Annotated in this window: 21 protein-coding genes; 11 read left to right on the top strand and 10 right to left on the bottom strand. The window is 73.3% G+C overall.

All coding sequences use genetic code 11. The features are described 5' to 3' along the window. Positions 1 to 5 precede the first annotated feature (5 nt). Genes ACGF5U_RS25295 through ACGF5U_RS25275 form a run of 5 tightly spaced genes read left to right on the top strand, consistent with a single transcriptional unit; the run spans position 6 to position 5,415 of the window. Complete coding sequence (locus ACGF5U_RS25295; protein WP_392713443.1) at positions 6 to 1,304, top strand: hypothetical protein; 1,299 nt, start codon at positions 6 to 8, stop codon at positions 1,302 to 1,304. After that, positions 1,301 to 2,257 carry a glycosyltransferase family 2 protein gene (locus ACGF5U_RS25290; RefSeq protein WP_392713441.1) on the top strand — a complete coding sequence of 319 codons (957 nt, stop codon included), beginning with the start codon at positions 1,301 to 1,303 and terminating at the stop codon, positions 2,255 to 2,257. Before ACGF5U_RS25295 ends, ACGF5U_RS25290 begins: the two co-directional genes overlap by 4 nt. Then, positions 2,254 to 3,471: a polysaccharide pyruvyl transferase family protein gene (locus tag ACGF5U_RS25285; protein WP_392713439.1), complete on the top strand. Its 1,218-nt coding sequence runs from the start codon at positions 2,254 to 2,256 to the stop codon at positions 3,469 to 3,471. The genes ACGF5U_RS25290 and ACGF5U_RS25285 overlap by 4 nt, the downstream gene beginning before the upstream one ends. Further along, positions 3,468 to 4,019 carry a dTDP-4-dehydrorhamnose 3,5-epimerase family protein gene (locus ACGF5U_RS25280; RefSeq protein WP_392713437.1) on the top strand — a complete coding sequence of 184 codons (552 nt, stop codon included), beginning with the start codon at positions 3,468 to 3,470 and terminating at the stop codon, positions 4,017 to 4,019. The genes ACGF5U_RS25285 and ACGF5U_RS25280 overlap by 4 nt, the downstream gene beginning before the upstream one ends. 7 nt (positions 4,020 to 4,026) lie before the next feature. Next, entirely contained in the window at positions 4,027 to 5,415 is a 1,389-nt protein-coding gene (locus ACGF5U_RS25275; protein ID WP_392713435.1) for a glutamate-1-semialdehyde 2,1-aminomutase, read from the top strand. A gap of 22 nt (positions 5,416 to 5,437) precedes the next feature. On the opposite strand, the gene ACGF5U_RS25270 is transcribed toward ACGF5U_RS25275, so the two are convergent. The 7 genes from ACGF5U_RS25270 to ACGF5U_RS25240 all read right to left on the bottom strand — a co-directional run bounded on the left by ACGF5U_RS25270 (position 5,438) and on the right by ACGF5U_RS25240 (position 13,115). Beyond that, positions 5,438 to 6,097 (bottom strand): phosphatase PAP2 family protein, encoded by a 660-nt coding sequence (locus ACGF5U_RS25270; protein WP_392713433.1) that lies wholly within the window; start codon positions 6,095 to 6,097, stop codon positions 5,438 to 5,440. Between the two features lie 224 nt (positions 6,098 to 6,321). Next, complete coding sequence (locus tag ACGF5U_RS25265; protein ID WP_392713431.1) at positions 6,322 to 7,197, bottom strand: universal stress protein; 876 nt, start codon at positions 7,195 to 7,197, stop codon at positions 6,322 to 6,324. Positions 7,198 to 7,608: 411 nt separating this feature from the next. Next, positions 7,609 to 9,993 carry an NACHT domain-containing protein gene (locus tag ACGF5U_RS25260; RefSeq protein ID WP_392713429.1) on the bottom strand — a complete coding sequence of 795 codons (2,385 nt, stop codon included), beginning with the start codon at positions 9,991 to 9,993 and terminating at the stop codon, positions 7,609 to 7,611. 293 nt (positions 9,994 to 10,286) lie between these two features. Continuing rightward, positions 10,287 to 10,889: a GNAT family N-acetyltransferase gene (locus ACGF5U_RS25255; RefSeq protein WP_392713427.1), complete on the bottom strand. Its 603-nt coding sequence runs from the start codon at positions 10,887 to 10,889 to the stop codon at positions 10,287 to 10,289. Then, positions 10,882 to 11,499, bottom strand: coding sequence for a hypothetical protein (locus ACGF5U_RS25250; protein WP_392713425.1), 618 nt, complete (start codon positions 11,497 to 11,499; stop codon positions 10,882 to 10,884). Before ACGF5U_RS25250 ends, ACGF5U_RS25255 begins: the two co-directional genes overlap by 8 nt. Further along, positions 11,489 to 12,121, bottom strand: coding sequence for a TetR/AcrR family transcriptional regulator (locus ACGF5U_RS25245; RefSeq protein WP_392713424.1), 633 nt, complete (start codon positions 12,119 to 12,121; stop codon positions 11,489 to 11,491). Before ACGF5U_RS25245 ends, ACGF5U_RS25250 begins: the two co-directional genes overlap by 11 nt. Positions 12,122 to 12,569: 448 nt before the next feature. Then, positions 12,570 to 13,115 (bottom strand): ABATE domain-containing protein, encoded by a 546-nt coding sequence (locus ACGF5U_RS25240; RefSeq protein ID WP_392713422.1) that lies wholly within the window; start codon positions 13,113 to 13,115, stop codon positions 12,570 to 12,572. Positions 13,116 to 13,219: 104 nt separating this feature from the next. Here ACGF5U_RS25240 and ACGF5U_RS25235 point away from each other — a divergent pair, with 104 nt between their 5' ends. Then, positions 13,220 to 13,519: a hypothetical protein gene (locus ACGF5U_RS25235; protein ID WP_392713420.1), complete on the top strand. Its 300-nt coding sequence runs from the start codon at positions 13,220 to 13,222 to the stop codon at positions 13,517 to 13,519. Positions 13,520 to 14,200: 681 nt separating this feature from the next. Here ACGF5U_RS25235 and ACGF5U_RS25230 read toward each other — a convergent pair. Together ACGF5U_RS25230 and ACGF5U_RS25225 are read right to left on the bottom strand one after the other, a co-directional pair. After that, complete coding sequence (locus tag ACGF5U_RS25230) at positions 14,201 to 15,286, bottom strand: NAD(P)H-dependent flavin oxidoreductase (RefSeq protein ID WP_392713418.1); 1,086 nt, start codon at positions 15,284 to 15,286, stop codon at positions 14,201 to 14,203. Continuing rightward, positions 15,283 to 15,912, bottom strand: a complete 630-nt coding sequence (locus ACGF5U_RS25225; protein ID WP_392713416.1) for a flavodoxin family protein — start codon at positions 15,910 to 15,912, stop codon at positions 15,283 to 15,285. The genes ACGF5U_RS25230 and ACGF5U_RS25225 overlap by 4 nt, the downstream gene beginning before the upstream one ends. A gap of 149 nt (positions 15,913 to 16,061) precedes the next feature. On the opposite strand from ACGF5U_RS25225, the gene ACGF5U_RS25220 reads away from it, so the two are divergent. From ACGF5U_RS25220 to ACGF5U_RS25200, 5 genes are all read left to right on the top strand, one after another. Then, a complete protein-coding gene (locus ACGF5U_RS25220; protein ID WP_392713414.1) occupies positions 16,062 to 16,664 on the top strand; it encodes a TetR/AcrR family transcriptional regulator in 603 nt (200 codons plus the stop codon). A gap of 480 nt (positions 16,665 to 17,144) precedes the next feature. Continuing rightward, positions 17,145 to 18,092, top strand: coding sequence for a GlxA family transcriptional regulator (locus ACGF5U_RS25215; RefSeq protein WP_392713412.1), 948 nt, complete (start codon positions 17,145 to 17,147; stop codon positions 18,090 to 18,092). 161 nt (positions 18,093 to 18,253) lie between these two features. Beyond that, complete coding sequence (locus ACGF5U_RS25210; RefSeq protein WP_392713411.1) at positions 18,254 to 18,901, top strand: DJ-1/PfpI family protein; 648 nt, start codon at positions 18,254 to 18,256, stop codon at positions 18,899 to 18,901. A gap of 92 nt (positions 18,902 to 18,993) precedes the next feature. After that, the gene (locus ACGF5U_RS25205; protein WP_392713409.1) at positions 18,994 to 19,602 is read left to right on the top strand and encodes a DJ-1/PfpI family protein; all 609 of its coding nucleotides are present in this window, start codon (positions 18,994 to 18,996) and stop codon (positions 19,600 to 19,602) included. A gap of 43 nt (positions 19,603 to 19,645) precedes the next feature. After that, entirely contained in the window at positions 19,646 to 20,380 is a 735-nt protein-coding gene (locus ACGF5U_RS25200) for a DJ-1/PfpI family protein (protein ID WP_392713407.1), read from the top strand. A 348-nt stretch (positions 20,381 to 20,728) separates the two neighbouring features. On the opposite strand, the gene ACGF5U_RS25195 is transcribed toward ACGF5U_RS25200, so the two are convergent. Beyond that, positions 20,729 to 23,344: an RICIN domain-containing protein gene (locus ACGF5U_RS25195; protein WP_392713405.1), complete on the bottom strand. Its 2,616-nt coding sequence runs from the start codon at positions 23,342 to 23,344 to the stop codon at positions 20,729 to 20,731.

Raw genomic sequence — 23,344 nt, 5'->3', positions numbered from 1 at the left:
CGCCGATGACCACCGAGGAGGAGAAGCCCACGGCGAAGGCGGCGACGGCCGGATCGGCCCGCAGGGCCATCGCCGGCCGGCTGTCCTGGGGACTGGCCGACCAGGCGGCCTCCAGCATGACCAACTTCGCGGTGGGCATCTACGTGGCACGCTCGCTCGGACTGGCCGCGTTCGGCGTGTTCAGCCTGGCCTGGGTGACCTACGGGGTGGTGCTCAGCGTCTCCCGGGGGCTGGCCACCGACCCGCTCGTGGTGCGCTTCAGCGGCGTGTCGGACACCTCCTGGCGCGGGGCGGTGGCCCGGTCGTCGGGTACCGCGCTCGGCGTGGGCACCGCCATCGGCGCCGCGTGCCTGGTGGTCGGCCTCGCTGTCGGCGGCGGCGTGGGGCCCGCGTTCGCGTGCCTCGGCGTCATGCTGCCGGGGCTGCTGCTGCAGGACGCCTGGCGGTACGCGTTCTTCGCCGCGGGCGCCGGGCGGAAGGCGTTCGTCAACGACTGCGTGTGGGGCGTCACGCTGGTCCCGGCCATGGTGGTGGCGGCCCGCGTGGGCAGCGTGGCCGCCTTCGTGCTCGCCTGGGGCGGGTCCGCCGCCGCGGCCGCGGTGTACGGCTGCTTCCAGTCCGGGATCCGGCCCCGGTTGGCCGGAGCGCGCGACTGGCTCCGTGAGCACCGGGACCTCGGCTACCGGTACCTGGTCGAGAACACCTGTGTCAGCGGCGCCGGCCAGGTGCGGGCGTACGGGCTCGGCGCGATCGCCGGGGTCAGCGCGGTGGGCGTCATCCGGGGCGCCGAACTGCTGCTCGGCCCGTTCCTCGCCGTGCTGATGGGGCTGTCGCTGGTCGCCGTCGCGGAGGCGGCACGGGTGCTGCGGCGGGCCCCGCACCGGCTCGGCGCCTTCTGTCTCCTGCTGGGCGGCGCGCAGGCCGTCGCCGCGCTGCTCTGGGGCGCGGCGCTGCTGCTGGTGCCGGACAGGGCCGGCGAGTTCGTGCTCGGCGGGGTCTGGCACGCCGCGTCGGAGCTGATCGTGCCGGCCACGCTGGGCGTGGCGGGCGCCGGCCTCGGCACCGGCGCGGCGGCCGGGCTGCGCGCGCTCGGCGCGGCCCGGCGCAGCCTGCGCTGCCAGTTGTTCGCCTCCGCCTGCTATGTCGGCGGTGGGCTCGGCGGGGCGGCCGCGGCCGGCACGGTCGGCTCGGCGTGGGGCGTCGCCGCCGCGACCGTCTGCGGCTCGGCCGTGTGGTGGCTGCACCTGCGGTCCGCCCTGCGCGAGCGCCACCGAAATCCCCTTCGTGAAGTGAGGACGCCATGACCGCCCTTCCCCGGTTGAGCATCGGCCTGCCCGTGTACAACGGCGAGGAGTACCTCGCCGAGTCGCTCGACGCCCTGCTCGGCCAGACCTACGAGGACTTCGAGCTGGTCATCTCCGACAACGCGTCGACCGACGGCACCCGGGACATCTGCCGCCGCTACGCGGCGAAGGACTCGCGTATCCGGTACATCCGGCTGTCCCGGAACATCGGCGCCGCGCCGAACCACAACCATGTGTTCACCGAGTGCCGTGGCGAGCTGTTCAAGTGGGCGTCGCACGACGACCTGTACGCCAGGGACCTGCTGCGGGCCTGCGTGGCGGCGCTGGACGAGCGGCCTGACGTGATCCTGGCGCACAGCGGCCAGGCGGTCGTCGACGGCGACGGCCGGGTGAAGGTCCCGTACGCGTACGGCCTCGCCACCGACTCGCCGCACGCGCCGGAGCGATTCCGCAGCCTGCTGTTCGAGCCCGGTGGCGACGACTTCTACGGGGTGATGCGGGCCGACGTGCTGCGCCGGGTGAAGCCGCACGACAGCTACCACCACGCGGACCGCACGTTCGTCGCCGAGATCACCCTGCACGGGCCCTTCCACCAGGTGCCGGAGCTGCTGTACTTCCGCCGCGACCACCCCACCCGCGCCGAGCGGGCGAACCCGTCCAAGCGCTCCCGGTGCGTCAACCTGGACCCGCGCCGGGCGGGCCCGCTGCACCCGACGCCCCGGCTCATCGCCGAGTACGTCTGGGGCTTCGTCTCGGCGATCCGGCGGGCGCCGCTGTCCCCGGCCGACCGGCGCGCGTGCCACCGCCATCTGGCCGCCTGGATGGCCAGCCGGGTCCGGCCTGGCGCGGGCGAGCGGGTCGAGGACCGGGCGCCGGTCGACCCGGCCGGGCTCGCCGTCTCCGTCGACGCCCTCGTCGCCGGGCGTGAGGGCCGTACGGGGAGGCAGGCGTGACCGCCACCCGCGTCGGGGTGTTCGGCCTGCTCGGCTCCGGCAACCTCGGCAACGACGGGTCGCTGGAGGCCGTGCTCGGCTACCTCCGCGCCGAGCACCCGGAGGCGGTCGTGGACGCGCTGTGCGGCGGACCCGAAGTCGTCACGGCCCGGTACGGGATCCCCGCGACGCGGCTGCACTGGTACCGCGGCGAGTACCGGACCGCGTCGCGTGCGGGCGCCATCGCGGCGAAGGGCATCGGCAAACTCCTCGACGTCTTCCGCACCGCCGCCTGGGTGCGCCGGCACGACGTGGTCATCGTGCCGGGCATGGGCGTGCTGGAGGCCACGCTGCCACTGCGGCCGTGGGGCTTCCCGTACGCGCTGTTCCTGCTCTGCGCGACCGGCCGGCTGCTGCGGACCCGGGTCGCGCTCGTCGGCGTCGGCGCCGCCGCGATCGGCGACCGGCCGACCCGCGCCCTGGTGCGCTGGTCGGCGCGGCTCGCCGCGTACCGGTCGTACCGGGACACCCTGTCCCGCGACGCGATGCGGGCGATGGGCGTGGACACCGCGCGCGACGAGGTCTACCCGGACCTGGCGTTCGCGCTGCCGGTGCCACCGGCGGGCGCCCCGGGTCCGCCCGGTCCGCCCGGCCTGGTCTGCGTCGGGGTCATGGACTTCCACGGCGGCAACGACGACCGCGCCCGGGCCGAGGAGATCCACCGGCGCTACCTCGACGGGACGACCCGCTTCGTCCGCGCGCTGGTCGACGACGGCAGGCCGGTCCGGCTGCTCACCGGCGACGCGTGCGACGCCCCGGTGGTCGCCGCGATCCTCGACGCGGTGGACTCGCCGCTGGTCACCGCCGCCGACGCGGGGTCGCTGGCCGACCTGATGAAGGAGACGGCGGCCGCCGACACCGTGGTGGCGACCCGGTACCACAACCTCGTCTGCGCGCTGAAGGCCGGCACGCCGACGCTCGCCCTCAGCTACGCGGCGAAGAGCGACGCGCTCATGGACCGGATGGGCCTCGGCGCGTACCGCCACCCGGCCCGCGAGGTCGACGCCGACCGGCTGCTTGAGCGGTTCCGGGCGCTGGAGAAGCACTCGGCTCAGCTGCGGCAGACGCTCGCGGAACGGAACCTGGTCGCCGCGCGGCGACTCCGCGAGCAGTTCGACGCGTTGACCACGGCCCTGTTCCCCACCGCCGACCACCCCCCTCGGGAGACCCAGTGAAAGCGACCGAAGTCCCGCAGATCGCGGGCGCGTACCTCTTCGAGCCGACGCCCTACCCCGACGAACGCGGCTTCTTCTGCCGCACCTTCGACGCCGACGTGGTCCGCTCGGCGGGCCTCGACCCGTACGCCTTCGTCCAGGACAGCGTGTCCCGCTCGGCCCGGGGCGTGCTGCGCGGCCTGCACCTGCGCTCCGGCGCCGGTGAGGCCAAGCTGGTGCGGTGCTCGTACGGGAGGATCTTCGACGTCGTCGTGGACCTCAGGCCGGACTCGCCGACCTACCGCGACCGGGCCTTCTTCGAGCTGTCCGACGAGACGCAGGCGACCCTGTACATACCGGCGGGCTGCGCGCACGGTTTCCAGGCGCTGACCGAGACCGCCGACACCTCGTACCGGATCGACCGCCCGCACGATCCGGCCGAGGACGTGGCGATCGCCTTCGACGACCCGGAGCTCGCCGTTCCCTGGCCGTTGCCGGTCACGTCGATGTCCCGGCGTGACCGGGAGGCGCCGGGCCTCGCCGACGCCCTGCGACGACAGGAAGGGTGACGCCGACGTGGAAGAGTTCCTCCTCCCCCGGTCACGGGTGGCGAACGAGCGGCTGCACGCCCTGATCCCCGGGGGCGCGCACACCTACGCCAAGGGCGACGACCAGTACCCCGAGCACCTGGCCCCGGTCATCAGCCACGGGCGCGGTGCCCACGTGTGGGACGTCGACGGCAACCGCTACGTCGAGTACGGCTCCGGCCTGCGGTCGGTCAGCCTCGGCCACGCCCACCCGCGCGTGGTCGAGGCGGTGCGGCGGGAGATCGACCGGGGCGGCAACTTCGTCAGGCCGTCCATCGTGGAGGCCGAGGCCGCGGAACGCTTCCTGGCGACGGTGCCGACCGCCGAGATGGTGAAGTTCGCGAAGAACGGCTCCGACGCCACCACGGCCGCGGTGCGCCTCGCCCGCGCCGCCACCGGGCGCCCGCGCGTGGCCGTCTGCGCCGACCATCCGTTCTTCTCCGTGGACGACTGGTTCATCGGCACCACGCCGATGTCCGCCGGCATCCCGGCGGCGACCACCGACCTCACCGTGGCGTTCCCGTACGGGGACCTGGCCGCCACGGAAGAACTGCTCACCCGCTACCGGGACGAGATCGCCTGCCTGGTCCTCGAACCCGCCACCCACACCCAGCCCTCCCCCGGCTCTCGGCTCCTCCCCCAGGCGCTACGAGCCGGGGGGTACCCCCCGAGCGGGGCAGACGCCACCGCCGGCTACCTCGCCGGTCTGCGCGAGCTGGCCGACCGGCACGGCTGCGTGCTGGTCTTCGACGAGATGATCACCGGCTTCCGCTGGTCCGAGGCGGGCGCCCAGGGCCTGTACGGCGTCGTCCCCGACCTCTCCACGTTCGGCAAGGCCCTCGGCAACGGATTCGCCGTCGCCGCGCTGGCCGGACGCCGCGAGCTGATGGAGCGGGGCGGACTGCGGCACTCCGGCGAACGGGTGTTCCTGCTGTCCACCACGCACGGCGCGGAGACGCACTCCCTGGCCGCCGCGATGGCCGTACTCTCCACCTACGCCGAAGAGGGCGTCACCGCGCGGCTGCACGCCCTCGGCGAGCGGCTGGCCGCCGGTGTCCGCGACGCCGCGGCCGGCATGGGCGTCGGCGACCACGTGGTCGTCCGGGGCCGGGCCAGCAACCTGGTCTTCGCCACCCTCGACCAGAACCTGCGGCCGTCGCAGGAGTACCGCACCCTGTTCCTGCGCAGGCTCATCGCGGGCGGGGTGCTGGCCCCGTCGTTCGTGGTGAGCAGCGCGCTCAGCGAGGCCGACATCGACCACACCGTCGACGTGGTGGCCCAGGCATGCGCGGTGTACCGGAAGGCGCTGGACGCGGGCGACCCCGGCCCGTGGATGGGCGGACGCCCGGTGAAGCCGGTCTTCCGCCGCCTGGCCTGACGTGACGTGACATGCCGTGTGGTCAGCGGCGCCGCGGCCGCACGGCGTCGGCCGAACGGTCGACCAGCCAGGCGGCCGCGGGCGCCACCGCCAGCGCGGTGCACCAGCCGCCGATGGCGTCGGTCGGGTAGTGCGCGCCCAGCACGACCTGCGCCCAGCCCATGGCGGCGCCGGCGACCAGCGCCGCGCCGCACACGACCGACGTCCCGGCCGTCCTGCCGAGACCGAGCCGGCGGACCGCGAGCAGCGCCACCACGAGGGCGAGCGCGGTGAGGAAGGCGGTGTGCCCGCTCGGAAAGGCCAGGTTGCCTCCACCATGGATGGTGCGCCCCACCAGGGGCTTGAGCCCCGTCGTCGTCACCACGGCCAGACCTGGCCCGACGAGGACGAGCACCGCCGCGCGCGGACGCCGCAGCAGGAGGCAGCCCGTCACGGTGGCCGCGACCAGCGCCGCCGCTCCCACGGGCTCTCCCAGGAAGTCCGTGGCCAGGGCGGCATACCGCCACGTCGGACCCGCGCCGTCCACCGCCGACAGGATCCGCGCGTCCACCTCGCCGGGCTCGCCCCGACCGGCGTACAGGACGCCGAGCGCGGCGACCGCCAGCGCGGCCAGGGCCGCGATCAGCCCGAGCGACACGCGCAGCGACGGGACGAGCACCGCGCGCGCCGACCGGCCGGTCACGCACCCGCTCTGTCCGAGCGGCCCACCACGCTGTCGCTCATCGACGTGGTCTTCGGTCTCCGCTGACGCCGCCCCCACCACCAACGCCCCCCACCGCTTCCGACGTGGCCCTCCTCGCCACCCTGCCCACCGGCGCGGTCGCGGCAAACCGGGCGTCGGGAAACCCGCATGCCCCGACCACTCTGCCGTGCCGGAGCCGCGGAGTGGTCCGGGTCGCGGCCGCGTCACTCATGAGCGATGACGGCGACGGGCACGGCGCTGTGGTGGATCACCGCATGGGTGACGGAGCCGATGTGCGCGCCCACCCCCCTGTGTACGCGTCGGCCGACCACCACCAGGTCCGCGTCCGCCGCCGCGCGCAGCAGCAGGGGGGCGGGCCCGCCGACGGACGATCGCTCCACGATGTCCACCGAAGGGAACCTCTGCCGCCACGGCCCCACCGCCTCGGCGAGACGCCGCGCGATGTCCGGGCCCATCTCCCGCTCGGCTGCCACAAGGGCCGAGGCGTCGCGCACCACGGGGGGAATCGACCATCCGTACAGCGCGAGCAGGCGGACACCACGGCGCGCGGCCTCCTGGAAACCGAAGTCGAGGAGCGGGTCGAAGAACTGGTCGATGTCGACGCCGACGACCACGTCCCGGGCGGAACCGGCCACGGCGTCCTGGTCCGGCCCGGTCTCCCGCTCCGGTGCCCGGACCAGCACGACAGGTCGCTCCGTGGCACTGATCGTCGCCATGCCGACCGAGCCGAGGAGGAAACCCCGCACACCGCTCAGCCCCCGCGAGCCGAGCACCAGAAGACCGGCCTCGGCCGCCTCACCGGCCAGAGCGGCGGCGGGCCGCCCGGACAGGTGCCGCGTGTCGATCTCCACAGACGGGTGCTCTCGCCTCACCGTGTCCGTGACCTCGGCCAGCAGCTCCACGGCCCAGCGGCCCCGCGCGTCGGCGCCGACCTCCGGTACGGTCACCGCGCCCGACCACTCGTCCGCGTGCACGATCCGCAGCGGCACACCGCGCAGTTCCGCTTCGCGCGCGGCCCACAGGGCGGCCGCGATGCTCTCGGGCGACCCGTCCACACCGACGGCAACCGGACGGGACATGCGGCACCTCCCTTCGGAAGACGGGGGCGACAGCGGGCGCTCATCCCCGGGGCGGACGCGCGTCGCTCCCGCCGCCACACGGTCCGCGAGCCGAGCCGCCCAGGGCTCCGGCCGGGGCACGGGCAGCCGACTGTTCGACTCCTCTGCCGGCGTCTCTTCTGCTTGCGGTCGTCGGCCGGTCTGCTTGCGGTCGTCGGCCGGCGTCTCTTCTGCTTGCGCGTCTTCGGTCGGCGTCCCAGATGTCCAGTATCCCAGAACAGTCCCTGTCGGCCGGTCGGCGTGCTCAGCGCGCCTCGGGGCTGCGGCTCGGCCCGGGGGCCCCGCCCGGGGGCCACGGAATCCCGGCGTGTCCTTCCGCCGACGTCCTGAGCCCGCTGCCGTTCGCGGGGCCGTCCGCGCGTCACGGCGCGGTCAGCGCATGCTCTGCGCCGCCTCCAGGAAACGGCGGACCGCCTGCCGGGCGAGTCGGCGTTGTGCGGCCACCTCGGTCTCGCCGGCGTCGGAGTCGAGCCGCACGGCCCAGGAGGCGAGCTCCTCCTCGGCCTCCCGGGCCGCCCGGATGACGCTGTCCGGGCAGATCACCGACAGATCCCGGCGGCGCTCTGCGAAGCCGCGCACGCCCTGCCGTATCCGGCGTGCCGCGGCCCGTCGGTCCGGCGCGTCGTCGCCGTCCCGGAGCGTCCGCCCCGCGGCGCCGATCGCCGCCGGGACGAGGCGCGGACGCCAGTACCGCCGCCACAGGTACTGCTCGAACTCGTCGTGCCGGAAGCGGTAGGAGATGCCGTCCACCCGGAGGAGGCCGCCCTCGTGAGCCCAGTCCAGAAAGCGCCCGAGCCGCAGCGGAAGGCGGCGGCGCAGGGCCGAACACGCGAGGAAGACGCGGTGCCGCCTGCCGTGCGCCGCGCCCTTGACGGTGCTCCAGCTCTCGACCGACCAGGTCGCGAGGGGGATCCCGAGGACGGCGCCCACGGCCGCCGCTCCCCACACGGACGCGGATATGTCCGCCAGTTCGGTCGCTTCGACGCCCACGAGGTGATACCCCACTGCCAACCCGTAACCACCACCGGCCGTGGCGCCGAACGTCACCCAGTGGACCCTGATGAGCTGGCGGACGGGGACGCCCAGGAGATGTCTGGGCGCGCTGACGTGCAGCACTCCCCCGGGGAGCAGGTCATGACGCCACGCCTCGGCGGCGGCGAGCCAGGTGGCCAGGATCAGCGGCCCGCACAGAGCCAGGTCCACGGTCAGCCCGACGGTGCGGAGCGCGAACCCCGTGACGAACAGGGCCACGGCGCTCGCCAGCGCCGCGTCCACGACGCGCACCAGGCGGCGGCCGCCCAGCGGCCACAGACGGTGCGGTGCCAGATCCGCACGGGCGAGGGAGAGCGTGTAGAGGGAGAGGGTCCCGCGCGTCAGGCGGTACGCGTCGACCTCTCGGTGCCTGGCCAGCAGGGCGAGCCAGGAGTGAACCCGCTCGGCGTCGTAGCGGCGGCGCGGACGCGGGTGCGAGGCCAGGACGGAGGGTACGTACAGCGACATCAGGTACTCCTGGGCCTCCGTCCTCATGTCCTCGGCGACGAGGGAGTCGGCGGCGAGGCGCAGCTGTTCCCGGAACGGCATCCGCTGCCACTCCCACGACCGGTCCCCGCTTTCCGCCTCGAAGCGCCGCAGCAGCGCCTGGTGGCCCCAACGGGACACCAGCTCGGCGGGGTCCCTGCGGCCACCCGGGGCTTCGTCCGTCCAGGCGTGGTAGGCGTGTGCGAGGACCGTCAGCCGCCAGGGCGTGTTCAGTTCCCGGGCCAGCGGCACGCCGGGGGCCGTGCGGACGTCCTCCAGCAGCGGCTCCCACCTGTCGGAGCCGCCCCCGTCCAGCCATGCGCTCTGCCGCCTGAGGTACGCCAGCGCCGTCTCCACCGGTACGTCCAGGAGTTCGGCGCGGGCCGCGCCGGCGAGCGGTACCGGTACCCCGAGACTCTCGTACGCGTTCGTCCGGCAGGTGACGACCACGTTTCCCGGTCGCCTCCGGTTGCCGCGCAGATAGGCGAGCAGCGCCCTCGCGCGGGGACGGGCGGTGTCGTCCCGGCCGTCCAGTTCGTCCAGCCCGTCGAGCACGAGGACCGCGTCGTCGATCACCCGCTCCACGAGCCCCCGGGACCGTCCGTAGGTGACCGAGACCTGTTCCACGAGCCAGCTCCGGAACGCCCGGTGATATCCCTCGTCCGCCGGACCGACCTGTTCCGGGGGGCCGGACCACGACGACAGCCGCAGCAGGACGGGGACTCCGCACGCGCCCTCGGCGTGCCGGGCCGCCAGTTCCAGGGTCAGGGCCTTGGCGAGCAGCGACTTGCCTCCGCCCGGCCCGCCGGTCACCGCGAGCCGTCGGCCGCCGTTGTCCGGCAGTGCCAGATAGTGGTCCGCGATGCGTTCCCACTCGCCCTCGGATACGGCTCCGGCCCCGTCGTCCAGGACACCGGGCGGCGGCGTGAAGCGGAACCGGACCGGCATGACCACCCGGCTGGGGCCCAGGATGTTGTCGTACTGCCGCCGCTCGTGGGCGCGGACGGCCTTCGCCAGAACGCCCTCCGCGCCGTTCTCCCGCTCGCGCAGGTACTGGCGGACCGGGATCACGAGCCCCAGAGCCGCGAAGAGGGCGCCCAGCCCGCCCATCATCGCGCCGAACGGGTCCACGTCCCCCTTCGGCAGCGAGCGGAACAGGCTGACGGCCCCGGCGCACAACAGCACGACGCCCAGCACGGCCCCCGCACGCCACCAGCGAGTGCGCCCCCGTACCGTCACGCAGAACCCTCCGCCCCGGCTCCCCGGCCGCCGTCGCCCTCCGCGTCCGCCCGCGAAGATCGCGGAACCCACGTTAGCCGGAAGCGTCGCCCAGGCAACCCATCCCCCTTATGCCAGGGGGGCGTTGTGGTTGGTAGGGCGAGGAACGCCCCGTTCTCCTGCGGCGTCGGCGCCCGGCCCGGCCACCCGTGCGGAGCCGGCCGGCTCCAGCACTTCCCGACCGGCGTCACCTTGCCGACGTCGCGAACGAGTTCCACGGGATCGGGTAAGGCGGCCATGGGGGTGCTGCTCGTTCAGGTCGTGCCCGGTCTCGCCATCGCCGTGACGTCCAGCGGCCCCAGCACCGTCCGCCGCAGATCGGTGAAGCCGAAGCGGCGGTAGAAGGGCACGTTCGCGGGGTCGGCCGTAGTCAGGAAGAAGCCCGCAGGGGCAGCCGTGGCCTCGAGCACATGGTCGAGGAGGAATCGTCCGGCGCCGCGCCCCGCGGTGTCGGGCCGGACCCCGATGAACTCCAGCGTCCACGCGCCTGCCGGCGCCACGGCTTCGGTGTGGTGCAGATAGCGCAACGTCCTCCACAAGGCGGCCGGGCCGCAGCGGACGCCCGTCCGGGCCGCCCAGACCGCACGGTCCGACGCCCCTGGCACCGCCTCTGACGGCGTGAGGACCGCGCAGGCGACCGGCTGCCCGCCTGGGGTCGTGAGCGTGTACCGGAGGGCACCGGGGAGTGTGGCGTGGGCCCGCAGAGTGGCTTCGAACCAGTGGGCCCGTACGGTCTCCGAGACACCGCAGATCCATGAGACGGCCGGCTCCCGGGCGAAGGCAGCGGCCAGGGTGCGGGCGCAGATGGCGGGATCCGGGTTCGAAACGATGCTCCACCTCGGGGCGGCCTCAGACACTGCGCCTCCTCTCCAGCGGCGCCTCGGGGACGAGATGACAGACGACCAGCTTCAGGAAGAACAGCGGTGCGAACCAGCCGAGTACGGCAGGCACCTCCAGCCAGAACAGATTGACCAGGACGGCGGCCATCAGGACCGCCATCGCGACAGGGCGCTTGAGGTGCAGCGGCGTGAACTCCACAACGGCCGCCCCGGCGAGCAGCAGGGCACCATTGGCGAGCGCCCAACGCCAGTCACCCGACAGGACGACGAACCCCATGGCCGCGAGGTGGATCAGGTGCGCGGCGACGAACAGCAGCCGCGCCCGCCTGGCCCCGGGATCCGGGCGGTGGTACCAGCGTTTCGCCGCGTTGGTCGCGTTGGTGAGCACTCCGCCGATGAGATCCAGTCCCACCAGCGCCACCACGGCGAACCGCACTCCGGACCACTCGTGCCAGGCTGCCGAAGACCACACGCCGACGGCCAGGAGCAGGCCGCAGCCGACGAGGCCGGCGATCTCCACCGCCGACTCGGAACGCGACTTGCCCGGCCCCATGAACCGCTCCACACGGCCCGCGAGCCCGGGCGGGGTCGCGGGTATGTCCCAGACGATCTTGAGGTCAGTGCGCATCGGTGTTCCCCTCGCCGAAGACGGGCGTGGTCTCGGTCCACAGTCCGCGCAGCAGACTCCACAGCTGCGCACTCTCCTCGCCTTCCACCGAGCCTTCGGGGGTGGGCGAAGCCTTCATGCGTGCGAGCGCCCACGTGTCGGCGGCCCGGACGACCGCCGCCGTCACCGTCACCAGCAGCCCGTGGTCCACGTCGGTACGGATGACGCCCAACGTCTGCCCGTTCGAGACCAGGTCGTCGAACCAGTCCAGCCACGGCCCGTCACGCGTGTTCTCGATGGCCGCGTCGGCGAGGGCCAGATCGTCCGGGTGGTCCCGCAGATGGGCCGCGAGCGCACCGGCGCTCGCGTCGAGGCGGGACCAGAACGCGGCCTCCTCGTGCGCCGCGACCCAGGGGCCAAGGGCTCCGAGCAGACGCCCGAGCACGCCGTCGAGCACGGCGGAGAGCAGGTCCTCCCGACCGTCGAAGTAGTGGTAAGCCGCGGTCTTCGAGAACCCCGCGGCCTCGATGATCTTGTTGTAGGAGGCGGCCTCGGTGCCGTGGTCGGCGAAATGGCGGCGCGCCACGCCAAGGATCCGCTCCTGGCGTTCGGCGGGAAGGCGATCGAATCGAGGCAAAGGCATGTACTCATACTACGCACCAGCGGGGTGCACCACCAGTACACCCATGAGCAGGCGAGGCCCGGCATGTCGCGACGCCCGCGTCCGTGCGGCACGTTGACACGGGCCCACCGGCGACGCCGACACATAGGGAGACCGACAACACGCCTCACGGATTTATCTTCCAAATCCGTGATTGGTGACAAAGGAGCTACTCCGCCCCGACGTGCTGGAGCAGCGGACGACGACGCCGCCCCGGGCCGGCGGCGACACCGTCGAGACCAGCGACGTCTGGGTGGTCGGCGAGGAGGGGCCGCGTGAGGCCGGCGCCGGCGATTCCCCACGCCGATCCGCTCGCTCTGCCGCCTCGACGGCCATCTCGGACCGATTCCCGCCCACCTCGTCTCGCCGCACCGCCTGACGCGCCTCTACGGCGAACTCGCCGACCACCGGCGAGGGGAGGGGCCGGGGGTCAGTCCGCGCGCTGCTCGCTGCGGCGGGCGGCACGCGCCCGGTTGCCGCAGCCGATCGAGCACCACGCTTGATCCCGCCTGCGCGCGAGGAAGAACATTCCGCAGCTCGGCGCGGGGCAGCGCCGCAACCGCGCCCGCTCCGGCCCGGCGGCCAGCACGAGCGCCTGCCGGGCGACCGCCGCCGCGACCGGCCCGCCGGCCTCCCGCTCCGCGAGGTGGCCGGCGTCGTCGACCCGGAAGGTCACAGGGGCCCGCGCGGCCAGCGCGTTGAGTCGCGCCCTCGCCGGCCCGGGTAGCGGCGCCTGCCGCGCCGCCGCGTCCAGCGCGGCCCTGACGGGGGCGCGCAGCTCCGCCAGATCCTCCAGGGGGAGGTCGGCGAGCTCCCGGTCGCACGCCTTCTCCCGCCAGCACGCCAGGAGCTCCGGTTCGGCCAGCAGGTCGACGTCGCCGCCCCCGTGACCCGCTCCGACGACGACGGTGTTGGCCACGTCGAGGACCGGACGCTCGCCGATCCACGGCATCTCGCGCAGGTTCTTGAGGGACATGCCACCAACCTACCGGACCCACGGATTCGCTGGGCTGAATCCGTGATAGCTTCCACTCACGGATTCAGCAATCCAAATCCGTGAGACGATAAGGGAAGGGTTCCATGAGCACGACCATCGAATACGTCCGCTTCGCCTGCGCCGACCCCGACCAGCTGACCGCCCACCGCACCAGGCTGATAAGCCTCCTGCGCGAGCGGTACGGGTCCGACTTCCTCGGCGCGCACCTCGCCCGGTACGAGGACGGCTCCCTGCTCGACCTCATCCTCTGGGCCTCCCCGGAGGCAGCCGCCCGCGCGGCGGAGGAGATGCCCGGGGACCCGGCCGCCGGGGAGTTCTTCAGCCTGATCGGCGAGGTCCACGAGATGCGGCACGCCGAAGTACTGCACAGCACGCAGCAGTAGCCGAACCGGCACCTGCGGCCTGCGACCGCGTGGGCGGGCAGGCCGCAGGTGCCGGAACCGGACGAGAGGGCAGAGCCGTACCCACGGCCGACGAACTGATCACCCCTCGCGCCTCGGACCTGTCGGCCTCCGTCATCACGGCGGGCCCCGCACCGGCCACTGCCCTCCTCGGGCTGCGGGGCCCTGGTGGAGGGTCTCGCTGCCAACCGACGCGTCACCACCGTGAAGGAAGCCGTCCCCGCCGACCTTCCGGACGCCTGCCCGGCCTTCGCCGACATCGTCCGAGCGGCCCTGCGCCGACCCGAATCCGCCGGCTGGATGGCCTTCCCCGTCCGACGCGGCAGTCGCCGAACGCGCCTGGGGCCGGCATGTTCGAGTCCGCGCTCGATCCGCTCGCAGGCCCCTCCCCCCTGCTCACCACGGAGCCCGGAAGCGGCCCTCACCGGCAGCACCCCTCACCTTCCGGTCGGGGACCCGTTACGGAGCGAGCTGCGCGCGACCGCGCCCGGCCCGCGCCCGGCCCGAGCCCGGGCGGCGCAGGTGGTGTGCCGGTGGATGTCCTGCGAGCCGATCAGGCGGCCCCCGGCCGGCGGTGTGCGGCACGACGATCCGCCCTTCATCGTCCCCGCCAACACCGTCATCGCCCCCCGCCACCACCGTCGTCGTCGACGATCCGACCCGTCAGGCTCCTTGACCTCCTCGCGCCCGGAAGTCGTCCATGAGCCGGCTGAGGTAGTCCCGCGCCCCGCGTCCGCCGTCGGCGAGTGCCGCGGCCTGGCCGGCCCACAGGCTGCTGAGATCCTCCCGCCCCTGGGCACCGGCTTCACGACGGATGGACTGCATCAGTGCGCTCTGCACGGGGTACGCGGGCACGATCTCCTCATACGGGGTCATTTCATGGACGAACCGGTTGGCGATCCCGCGGGCGGTGCGGCCCGTGAAGAGGCGCGTGAGAACGGTGGTGCGCGCCTCAGGGGAGCCGAGCGCCCGTTTGTGGGCAGCGCTCGCCCCTGATTCGCGGGTGGCGAGGAAGGCGGTGCCGATCTGGACGGCGTCGGCGCCCAGGGTGAGAGCCGCGGCCATCCCCCGGCCGTCGGCGATCCCGCCGGCCGCGATGACGGGGACGCTCACGGCGTCGGCGACCTGGGGCACGAGCGAGAACGTCCCCACGAGCGACTCCCGTACCGGCCGCAGGAAGGCGCCCCGGTGGCCGCCGGCATCGGCGCCGGAGGCCACGACGGCGTCGACGCCGGCGCGCTCCAGTGCGACGGCCTCGTCCACGGTGGTCGCCGTGCCGATCACCGCGATGCCGCGGCGGCGGGCCTCGTCCATGACTCTTCGGGGCGGGAGGCCCATCACGAAGCTGATGACCGGGGGCGCCGCCGCGAGCAGCGCGTCCACCTGGGCGTCGAAGTCCGGCCCCCGTGTGACGTCATCGGCCGCCACGGCGGGCAGCCCGAGTTCGTCGTAGTAGGGGTGCAACCGCCGGATGTGCGGAGCCAGTTCGGCAGTGTCCGGCCACGGTCCGACCTCGTCCTGCCGGGGGATCCACAGGTTGACGGCGAACGGGCGGCTGGTGCGGGTCTTCAGCTCTCCGACGAGGTCCGTGATCTCTCGCGGGGCGAGGATGTGCGCCCCGTAGGAGCCCAGTCCGCCTCCTTCGGACACGGCTGCGGCCAGGGCGACCGAGGACAGGCCCCCGCCGAACGGGCCCTGCACGACGGGAAGGGCGATGCCCAGCAGATCACCGAGGCGCCCGGCGCTCACGCCGTCACCACCAGGGCTTCGACGGCCGTGCGGCCATGCGCGAACTGCAGCGCGGTCCTGGCGACATGCTCGCCAAGGTGCCGTGCGGTCCGCAGATCGGCCTCTGCGGGGGACTCTTCCGGTCCGAGATCGGAGGGCGACTGCGCCATGGCTCCCACGAACGAGCCCAGCCGGTTCAGGTCATCGGGGCTGCCGCCGGAGCTGTAGATCCAGCCGGGCATCAGGCCCAGCGGAACCCAGTTCATACCGTGCTGGGCCGCCAGCACCGTCATCGACAGCAGCGCGTTGTCCTTGTTGCCATTCACTCCCGCCGAGTTGGTGAAACCGGCGGCGAGCTTGCCCTGCCACCCGCGCGCGGCCCAGATGGGGGCACTGGCCTCCACGAAGCGCTGGAACTCCGCCGAGGTGGCACCCATGTACGTGGGGGAGCCGAAGACGATCGCCTCCGCCTCCGCCAGGGCCGCCCACAGGCCCTCGTCAAGCGTGGAAACGTCCCGCAGATCGGCCAGGACGCCGGGCACCGCCGCGGCGCCCTCGGCCACGGCCGCCGCCTGCCGGGCCGTATGCCCGTATCCGCTGTGGTAGGCGATGACGACAGAGATGGGTACGGACACGTGGCCCTCCATGAAGTGGTGTACGCCCCGGAATCGGGGTGAACGGGCGACCGGACGCGGATGTCGGGGCCGTCCCGCGAGAACCACACTAGACGACCGGTCAACTATTACGCCACCCGGCGCACCTCCTGAATTAGTTGACCGACCGTATACTTACCTCCATGGGACGCACCAGCACCGCACGCGAGCGGCTCCTCGACGCCGCCGGCGAACTCATGCAGCACCGGGGGTACAGCAGCCTCGGAGTGGCGGAGATCTGCGCCGCGGCAGAGGTCAAGAAGGGCAGCTTCTACCACTTCTTCACCTCGAAGCAGGACCTCACACTGCAGGCGGTCAACGCCTACTGGGCTGGTCAGCGCCGCGCCTGGACCGTCGAGCTGGACGGTCCGGACCCCGCCCTCGTCCGGCTCCGCCGACTGCTGGAGGGCATGGCGCAGGTCCAGCGGCAGAGAAAGGAGACGTGCGGCACGGTCGACGGCTGCCTGCTCGGGAACCTCACCCTCGAACTCAGCACGCAGGAACCCGACGTGCGCGCCAGGCTGGAAGAGATCTTCGACGAGCAGACCGCGCTGATCGGCGGCGTGCTCGCCCAGGCCGCGGACGAAGGCGACATCCCTCGCGAGCACGCCGAACAGTCGGTCGCCCGCGCAGTGATCGCCCATCTGGAGGGGCTGGTGCTGTTCGCCAAACTCAAGAACGACCCCGCGGTCCTCGACACCCTCTGGCCCCACACACTGCTCCTCCTCAGCGCCGAAGGGCCGTAGACAGCCCCGGTACGGACACGGACTGGCGGGCCTTGCGACACGACGGCAGCGGCGGCCGCACCCACCAGGGGCCGCGCCCGTGCGGGAGAGGGACCGTCGTGACGCGGCCGTTGCGCGGGGCCCGGAGTGGGACGGTGGCACGGACGCCGGTGGGGCGGACGGGGCCGGTGGTGGAGGCGATGGCGTCAGGGGCCTCCGGCGTACCCGAACTCGTCGACCGCCCTTCAACCGCCCGTACGGCCGCCCAGCGGGAGCCGCGCGGCCGGAGTGGACGGGTCACCGCGCGGCCTTCATCGCCCGGCCTCGGCGCGCCGGCGGTGAGGCGCTCGGTGTCCCGGGCTGCGACAGGCGGCCGGATTCCGTCGTCCGTCGTCCGTGGTGAGGCTGGTGAGGGCGAACAGCGGAGAGGGGGAATCTGCCGTGCTCGATATGCCTCCGTGTCATGGATGAGCCTCTTCCGACCACGTAGGCTCCCGACGTATGCACGTGGTCGCCGTTCTCGCACTCGACGGAGTGTCAGCCCTCGATCTGGCCATCCCCTGCCAGGCGTTCGCGATCCCCACAGGCCACGACGGAACACCAGCCTACGAGGTGCGCGTCTGTGCCGATCGGGCGGTGGCGGCGATGGCCGGCCCGGTCGAGCCGTTCCGTATCTCCTCCTCGTACGGCTGGGACGACGTCCTGGGCGCGGGGACCGTTGTCGTACCCGGCATCCCGCACGACCAGGTCCCGTCCGCGCGGGCGCTCCGACTGTTACGGGAGGCGGCGGCCGGCGGGGCCCGCATCGCCTCGATCTGCACGGGCGCCTTCGCTCTGGCCCACGCCGGGCTCCTGGAGGGGCGCCGCGCGACCACCCACTGGCGGTTCGCCGACGTGCTCGCGGAGCAGTTTCCGGGCACGCGTGTGGACCCGTCGGTGCTCTACGTGGACGAGGGCCGGATCCTGACCTCGGCCGGGATCGCCGCCGGGCTCGACCTGTGCCTGCACATGATCCGCCGCGACCACGGCGCGGCGGTGGCCGCGAAGGCCGCGCGCACGCTGGTGATGCCGCCCCAGCGAACGGGAGGACAGGCGCAGTACATCGAGTACCGGGCGCCCGAGGAGGACACGGCCGACCTCGGTGACACCCTGCAGTGGATGCGCGGCAAACTCGGCGAACCACTGAGCCTGGCCGACATCGCCGCCCACGCGATGACGAGCCGCCGCAGCCTGGCCCGGCACTTCCGCGCCCAGACCGGGACCACGCCGCTGCGCTGGCTGCTCGCGCAGCGCGTCCAGCGCGCCCGGGAACTCCTGGAGACGACGGCGCTGCCGCTGACCCGGGTGGCGGAGGAGTGCGGGTTCGGCTCCGTCGAGACGCTGCGCCACCACTTCGCACGGCAGGTCGGCACCACACCGTCCGCCTACCGGGCGGCCTTCCGCGTCTGAGCGGCGGGGCGGAGGGCCGTCAGGCGCGCGGAGGTTGGCCGCATCTTGCGCACCAGCGGCACGCGTGCCCGTTTCGCGGGTCTCGGGCCGCCGGAAGACTGGGCGTGTTCCCACGTCCCGGCGGCCTCGTACACCACGCCGCCACTCCTCACGGAGGCCCCATGTCCACCCGCACCAGCGCGACTTCGCGCCCCGAAGCCACTCCCCCGCGCGCACGCCCGCTGCGCGTCCACACCGTCCTGTACGACGGCGCCGAGGAACAGGACTTCGCCGGTCACGTGGAGGTGCTCGGCATCGCCGGCGAGAAGCTCGTCACACAGTCCTTCGTCCATGCCGAGGGCCCCCGGCGGGTGACGACGTCCGCCGGTATGGAGATCGTGTGCCGGGACGCCTGGGCGCCCCGCTCGGCGGACGTGATCATCGTGCCCGGCGCGGGGTACGGAGACGGCTCCGGGCTCCAACGGGAGATCCGGCGGGGCGTCCTGCCCCGGGCCCTCGCGGCGGCCCCCAGAAAGGGCCTCGTCCTCGGCGCCGTGTGTACGGGCACCATGCTGCTGTCGGCGGCGGGCCTGACGGCCGGGCGCCGCTGCACCACCCACCACATCGCCCGGGACGAGTTGCGCCGGGACGGCGGACACGTGGTCGGCGGCAGGGTCGTCGACGACGGCGACCTCGTCACCTGCGGGGGCGTGACCTCTGGCATCGACCTCGGAATCTGGCTCCTGGAGCGGTTCTTCGGCCCGGACACGGCCTTGTTCGCCGAGGAGGTCCTGGAGTACGAACGCCGGGGCATCGTCAACACCCGCTGACGGCAACCCCTTCTCCCCGGCTGCCCGTCCTCCCCCGGCCTCTTCGCCACGCTGACGCGGAACCCCGCTCTCCTCTCACGAACGGCTGCGCCATGACCACGTACGGCATTCTCCTCTTCGACACCGCCGAGGAACTCGACGTCTCCGGACCCTGGGAGGTCTTCACCACCTCCTCGGCACTGCGCGACCGCGCCGACACCGTTCTGCTGCTCGCCGAGAGCCCCGGCCCGGTACGTTGCGCCAACGGCATGCGGATCCTGCCGGACCACGCACTCGACGGCCACCCGCCCCTGGACGTCCTGCTCGTCCCCGGTGGGTCCGGGGCCCGGGAGGCCGAACCGCACAACCCCCGTGTCACGGAGTGGATCGCCGACCGGGCCGAGCGGGCCGACTGGGTCGTCGGCGTCTGCACGGGCGCCTTCCTCCTCCACGCCGCCGGCCCGGCCCGCGGCCGCCGCGTGGCCACCCACTGGCGGTACGAGGAGGCGCTGGCGGCCCGTGGGGACGTGACCGTCCTGTCCGAACCCCGATACGTCGTCGACGGCAACCTCCTCACCAGCCAGGGCGTGTCCGCCGGAATCGACAGCGCCCTCTGGCTCGTCGGGCACCTGCACGGCCGGGACCACGCGCGCGCCGTGAGGCGTGAGCTCCAGTACGACCCCGCACCCCCCTACCTCGCCGACGAGCCCCCCGCCCACTGAGGCCCTTCCCGCTCCCTGCCGACCACCCGGAAAGAGACGATCCGTGAAGCGACGCACCCTCCTGCGCACCGCGACCGCACTCGGAGCCGCCGGCATCGCCGCCGGCGCCCCCACGCACAGCTCCGCCGCAGCACCACTCCGACGCGAGAGTGCCGACTCCCTTCGCGTGCACGTCGTGCTCTTCGATGGCGTCGAGGAACTCGACCTCGCGGCCCCCTACGAGGTGTTCGCCGCGTCCGACTACTTCACCGACCGCACCGTCGAGGTCCGCTACGTGGCCCTCGGCGGCCCTCGCACCGTCACCGCCGCCTACGGCACCCGCCTGCGCGCCGACCACGCCTGGGCCCCGGAAGAGGCCGACCTGCTGGTCGTTCCCGGCGGTGGCTACGCCCGCCGGGAGGACCCCGGCGTCTGGGCCGAGATCCAGCGGGGCGTCCTGCCCCGGGCGCTGGCGCGGGCCCCCCGGCCGGGACTCACCATCAGCGCCCTGTGCACCGGCGTGATGCTCCTGTCCGCCGCCGGCCTGACCAACGGCCGGCCCTGCACCACCCACCACCGGGCCAAGGCCGACCTGGAACGACAGGGCGGGGTCCTGAAGAACGCCCGCGTCGTCGACGACGGTGACCTGGTGACCGCCGGGGGCGTCACCTCCGGCCTGGACCTCGCACTCCGGCTGGTCCGCCGCGAACTCGGCGTCGACGCCGCGCTCGGCCTGGAGAGCATGCTGGAGTACGAGGCCCGCGGCACCGTCTGGACCGCGCGCCGGAACAGCGCCTGACCCCGGCACCGGCCCGGCTCGGGGCCGTCGCACGCCGACGGCCCTCGCCGGTCCGGCCGTCGACGCCTTCTGCGGACCGCCTGGGAACGAGGACGAGGAGAAGCCAGCCGCGTTCGCCGAGCGCCTCCCCATGACGCGAGGCGCCCCGGTCTCACCGCCGCGTGGGCTGTCGCCAGCCGGGACGTGCTGGCCGCGTCAGCGGAGAGCCAAGCCATGGTCGGCAGGGGAGGCCGGGCCTTCGGAAGGCCGCCCTCCCACCGATGTGTCGCACCGGTCGAGAGGGCGGCCTTCCGCTACTGGTAGTGCGTCAGCCCCTACGTTGGACGTGCGTCCGCTCCAACGTCGGGGTCAGGACGGGTCGCCGTACTGGAGGCCGCGTCCGTTGGTGCCGACGTACACGCGGCCGAAGGTGTCGGGGTCGCCTGTGATGACGCCGACGCCGCCGATGCCGCCCCACTGATGGGCGTCGTCGTTGACGCGGAGCCAGGTGGCGCCCCTGTCGGTGGAGCGGAAGACGCCGGTGACGTCCTTGACTGTGCCGATCAGGTACAGGGCCTGGTAGGAGGCGCCGGGTGCGGCTTTTCCGAAGCCGAGGGCGGAGGCGGACTTCACCGTGGTGAGCGTGGTGAAGGTGCGGCCGCCGTCGGTGGAGTGCAGCAGACCCTGACTGCCGCCGGAGATCCACAGGTGCCCTGCGACGCCGGGCACGGCCGTCAGACGGCCGTCGGTGGGGAGCCCGGTGGCCCGGGCGGTGAAGGACGCTCCGCCGTCGGTGCTGGCGTGGAGCGTGCCGCCGGAGAGCGAGTAGAACGTCCTGGCCGAGGAGCGGTCGGCGACGACCACGGCGCCGGTGCCCAGGCCGCTGACCTTCGTCCAGCTCGTCCCCTTGTCGGCCGAGCGGTACGGGGCCTGGCCGGCCTGCGTCCAGACGACGGCGGAGCCGTCCGCCGCAAGCGCGACGCGCCCGTCCTGGGCGCCGGCCACCGGCTCCGCCGGGAAGCCGTTCCAGCTGATGCCACCGTCGGTGGAGTAGGCACCGTCCTGCGCGCCGCCACGGCCGACACGGACCATCACCGAGGGGTTGGACTGGGCGAAATCGATGTCGGTGCTGTTGGTCATCATCGGCCTGCTCAGCCGCCCGGCGGGCACCTTGGTCAGGTCGTCGTGGCGGAAGCCGCCTTGGTCACCCATGGCGGTGATGACGGCGGCACCGCCGGGCGGGGCGATCGCGTCCATCAGCGCGGTCTCCTCAAGGCCCCGCGCCCCCACGGCCCAGTGGCTGGTTCCGCCCTTGTCGGTGGCGTCGGCGTCCTTGCTGCGCCAGATGCCGTTACCGGTGCCGTAGAGCACGTGCCCGGAGTCGAAGGGGTCGATGGCCAGGGCGGTCATCCAGTGCCCGGTGTGGGTGCCGACGTACGGAGCGGCCGAGGCGTTCCGTACCGATTTCCCGGCCAGCGCCGTCCACGTCGCGCCGCCGTCGGTACTGCGGTAGATCTCGTCCTCGGGCCACCAGCGGTCGAGAGTGGTGACCATCACCGTGGACGGCTTGCTCGGATCGACGGCCAGGCCGGAGAACCCGTAGCCGCCCTGGGATGGGGAGACGTTCTTCCACGCGCCGCCGGTCGGCCTGTACTTCCAGACCGAACCCGCCGTCACGCCGTTGGGTCCGAGGGCGTTGGTGTACGTCAGGTACAGCGAGCCGTCACCGGAGAGCACCCCGTGCTGCGGCATCTGACCGGTGGGCTGCCCGGGAACGGCCTGCCAGGTGCTGCCACCGTCGGTGGAGCGGTACAGCGAGGTGGACCGGTCGGCGACGCCGACGTAGATCGTCCTGCTGCCGGCCGGGCCGTAGGTCACGAAGGAGATGCCCGCGCCGCTGCTCGCCCCGTTCCTGACGGGGAACGTGGAGACCTGCCGCCACGTCACACCGCTGTCGGTGCTGCGCCACAGGCCGTTCTTGCGGGTGCCGAGCAGCAGGGTGCGGTTGTCCGAGGGGTCGATCACGAGCCGTTCGCCCGCCCCTCGGCCGTCCTCGTTGCCGCCCAGCTTGAACGGCAGATCGGTGCGCTGGAAGGTGCGGCCCCGGTCGGTGGAGCGCAGGATCGCACCGTTGCCGGCCCACTCGTTGGTGTAGGTGCCCGCCGCGAGGTAGAGCCGGTCGGGGTCGACGGGGTCGGTGGCCACCGCGTCGATGCCCAGCAGGTTCCAGTCCTTCTCACCGACCCAGTCCGTCAGCGGGATCCACTGCTCGGCACCGGTGTCCCAGCGGTAGGCGCCGCCCATGTCGGTGCGCGCGTACAGCAGGCCCCGCTCGCGCGGGTTGAACACCAGCCCGGTGACGTAACCGCCACCGACCACGTGGGCGTTCCTCCAGGTGTACGGTCCGGTCGCGGCCGACTGGGCAGCGGCCACCTTCACCAGCTTCCACTGCTGGTTGGTGCTGCCCCTGCCCTGATACTGGATGATCGCCGCGCCCTGCGCCGTGGAACCACCGGAGACGTCCAGGACCAGACCACTGGCGCGGGAGGTGAAGGTGACGGCGTCGGTACCGCTCACCGTGTCGATTCGCCACTCCTGGGAGGGCGACGAGCTGTCGGTCTGCTGCTCGGCGGCGGCCGACCGGGCGGTCGAGCCGCCGGCTATGCCCAGCACTTTGCCGCTGTTGCGGTTCACCAGCTCGTAGAAGCCGTTCCCGGTGGGCCTCAGCCGCCACTGCTGGTTGGCGGTGTTCTGGTCGGTCCACTGCTGGATGCGCGTGCCGTCGGCGGTGGAGAAGGCGTTGACGTCCATCACCTTGCCGCTGCGTACGGAGACCAGCCTGTAGTAGGCGTTGCCGTCGACCGTCGCGGCCTGCGAGTCGTCCTGGGTGAACAGGAGGTACGGCACGACGGCGGCGGGCACTGCGAGCAGCAGGGCGGTGGCGCTCCAGCGGCGGCGGTGCCGGCCGCGGGTGGGGTTGTTCAT

This window comes from Streptomyces sp. NPDC047886, from assembly GCF_043204435.1.
GTDB lineage: Bacteria > Actinomycetota > Actinomycetes > Streptomycetales > Streptomycetaceae > Streptomyces.
Note: the sequence above shows the minus strand (reverse complement) of the source record. Positions and strands in the feature narration are given on the sequence as shown.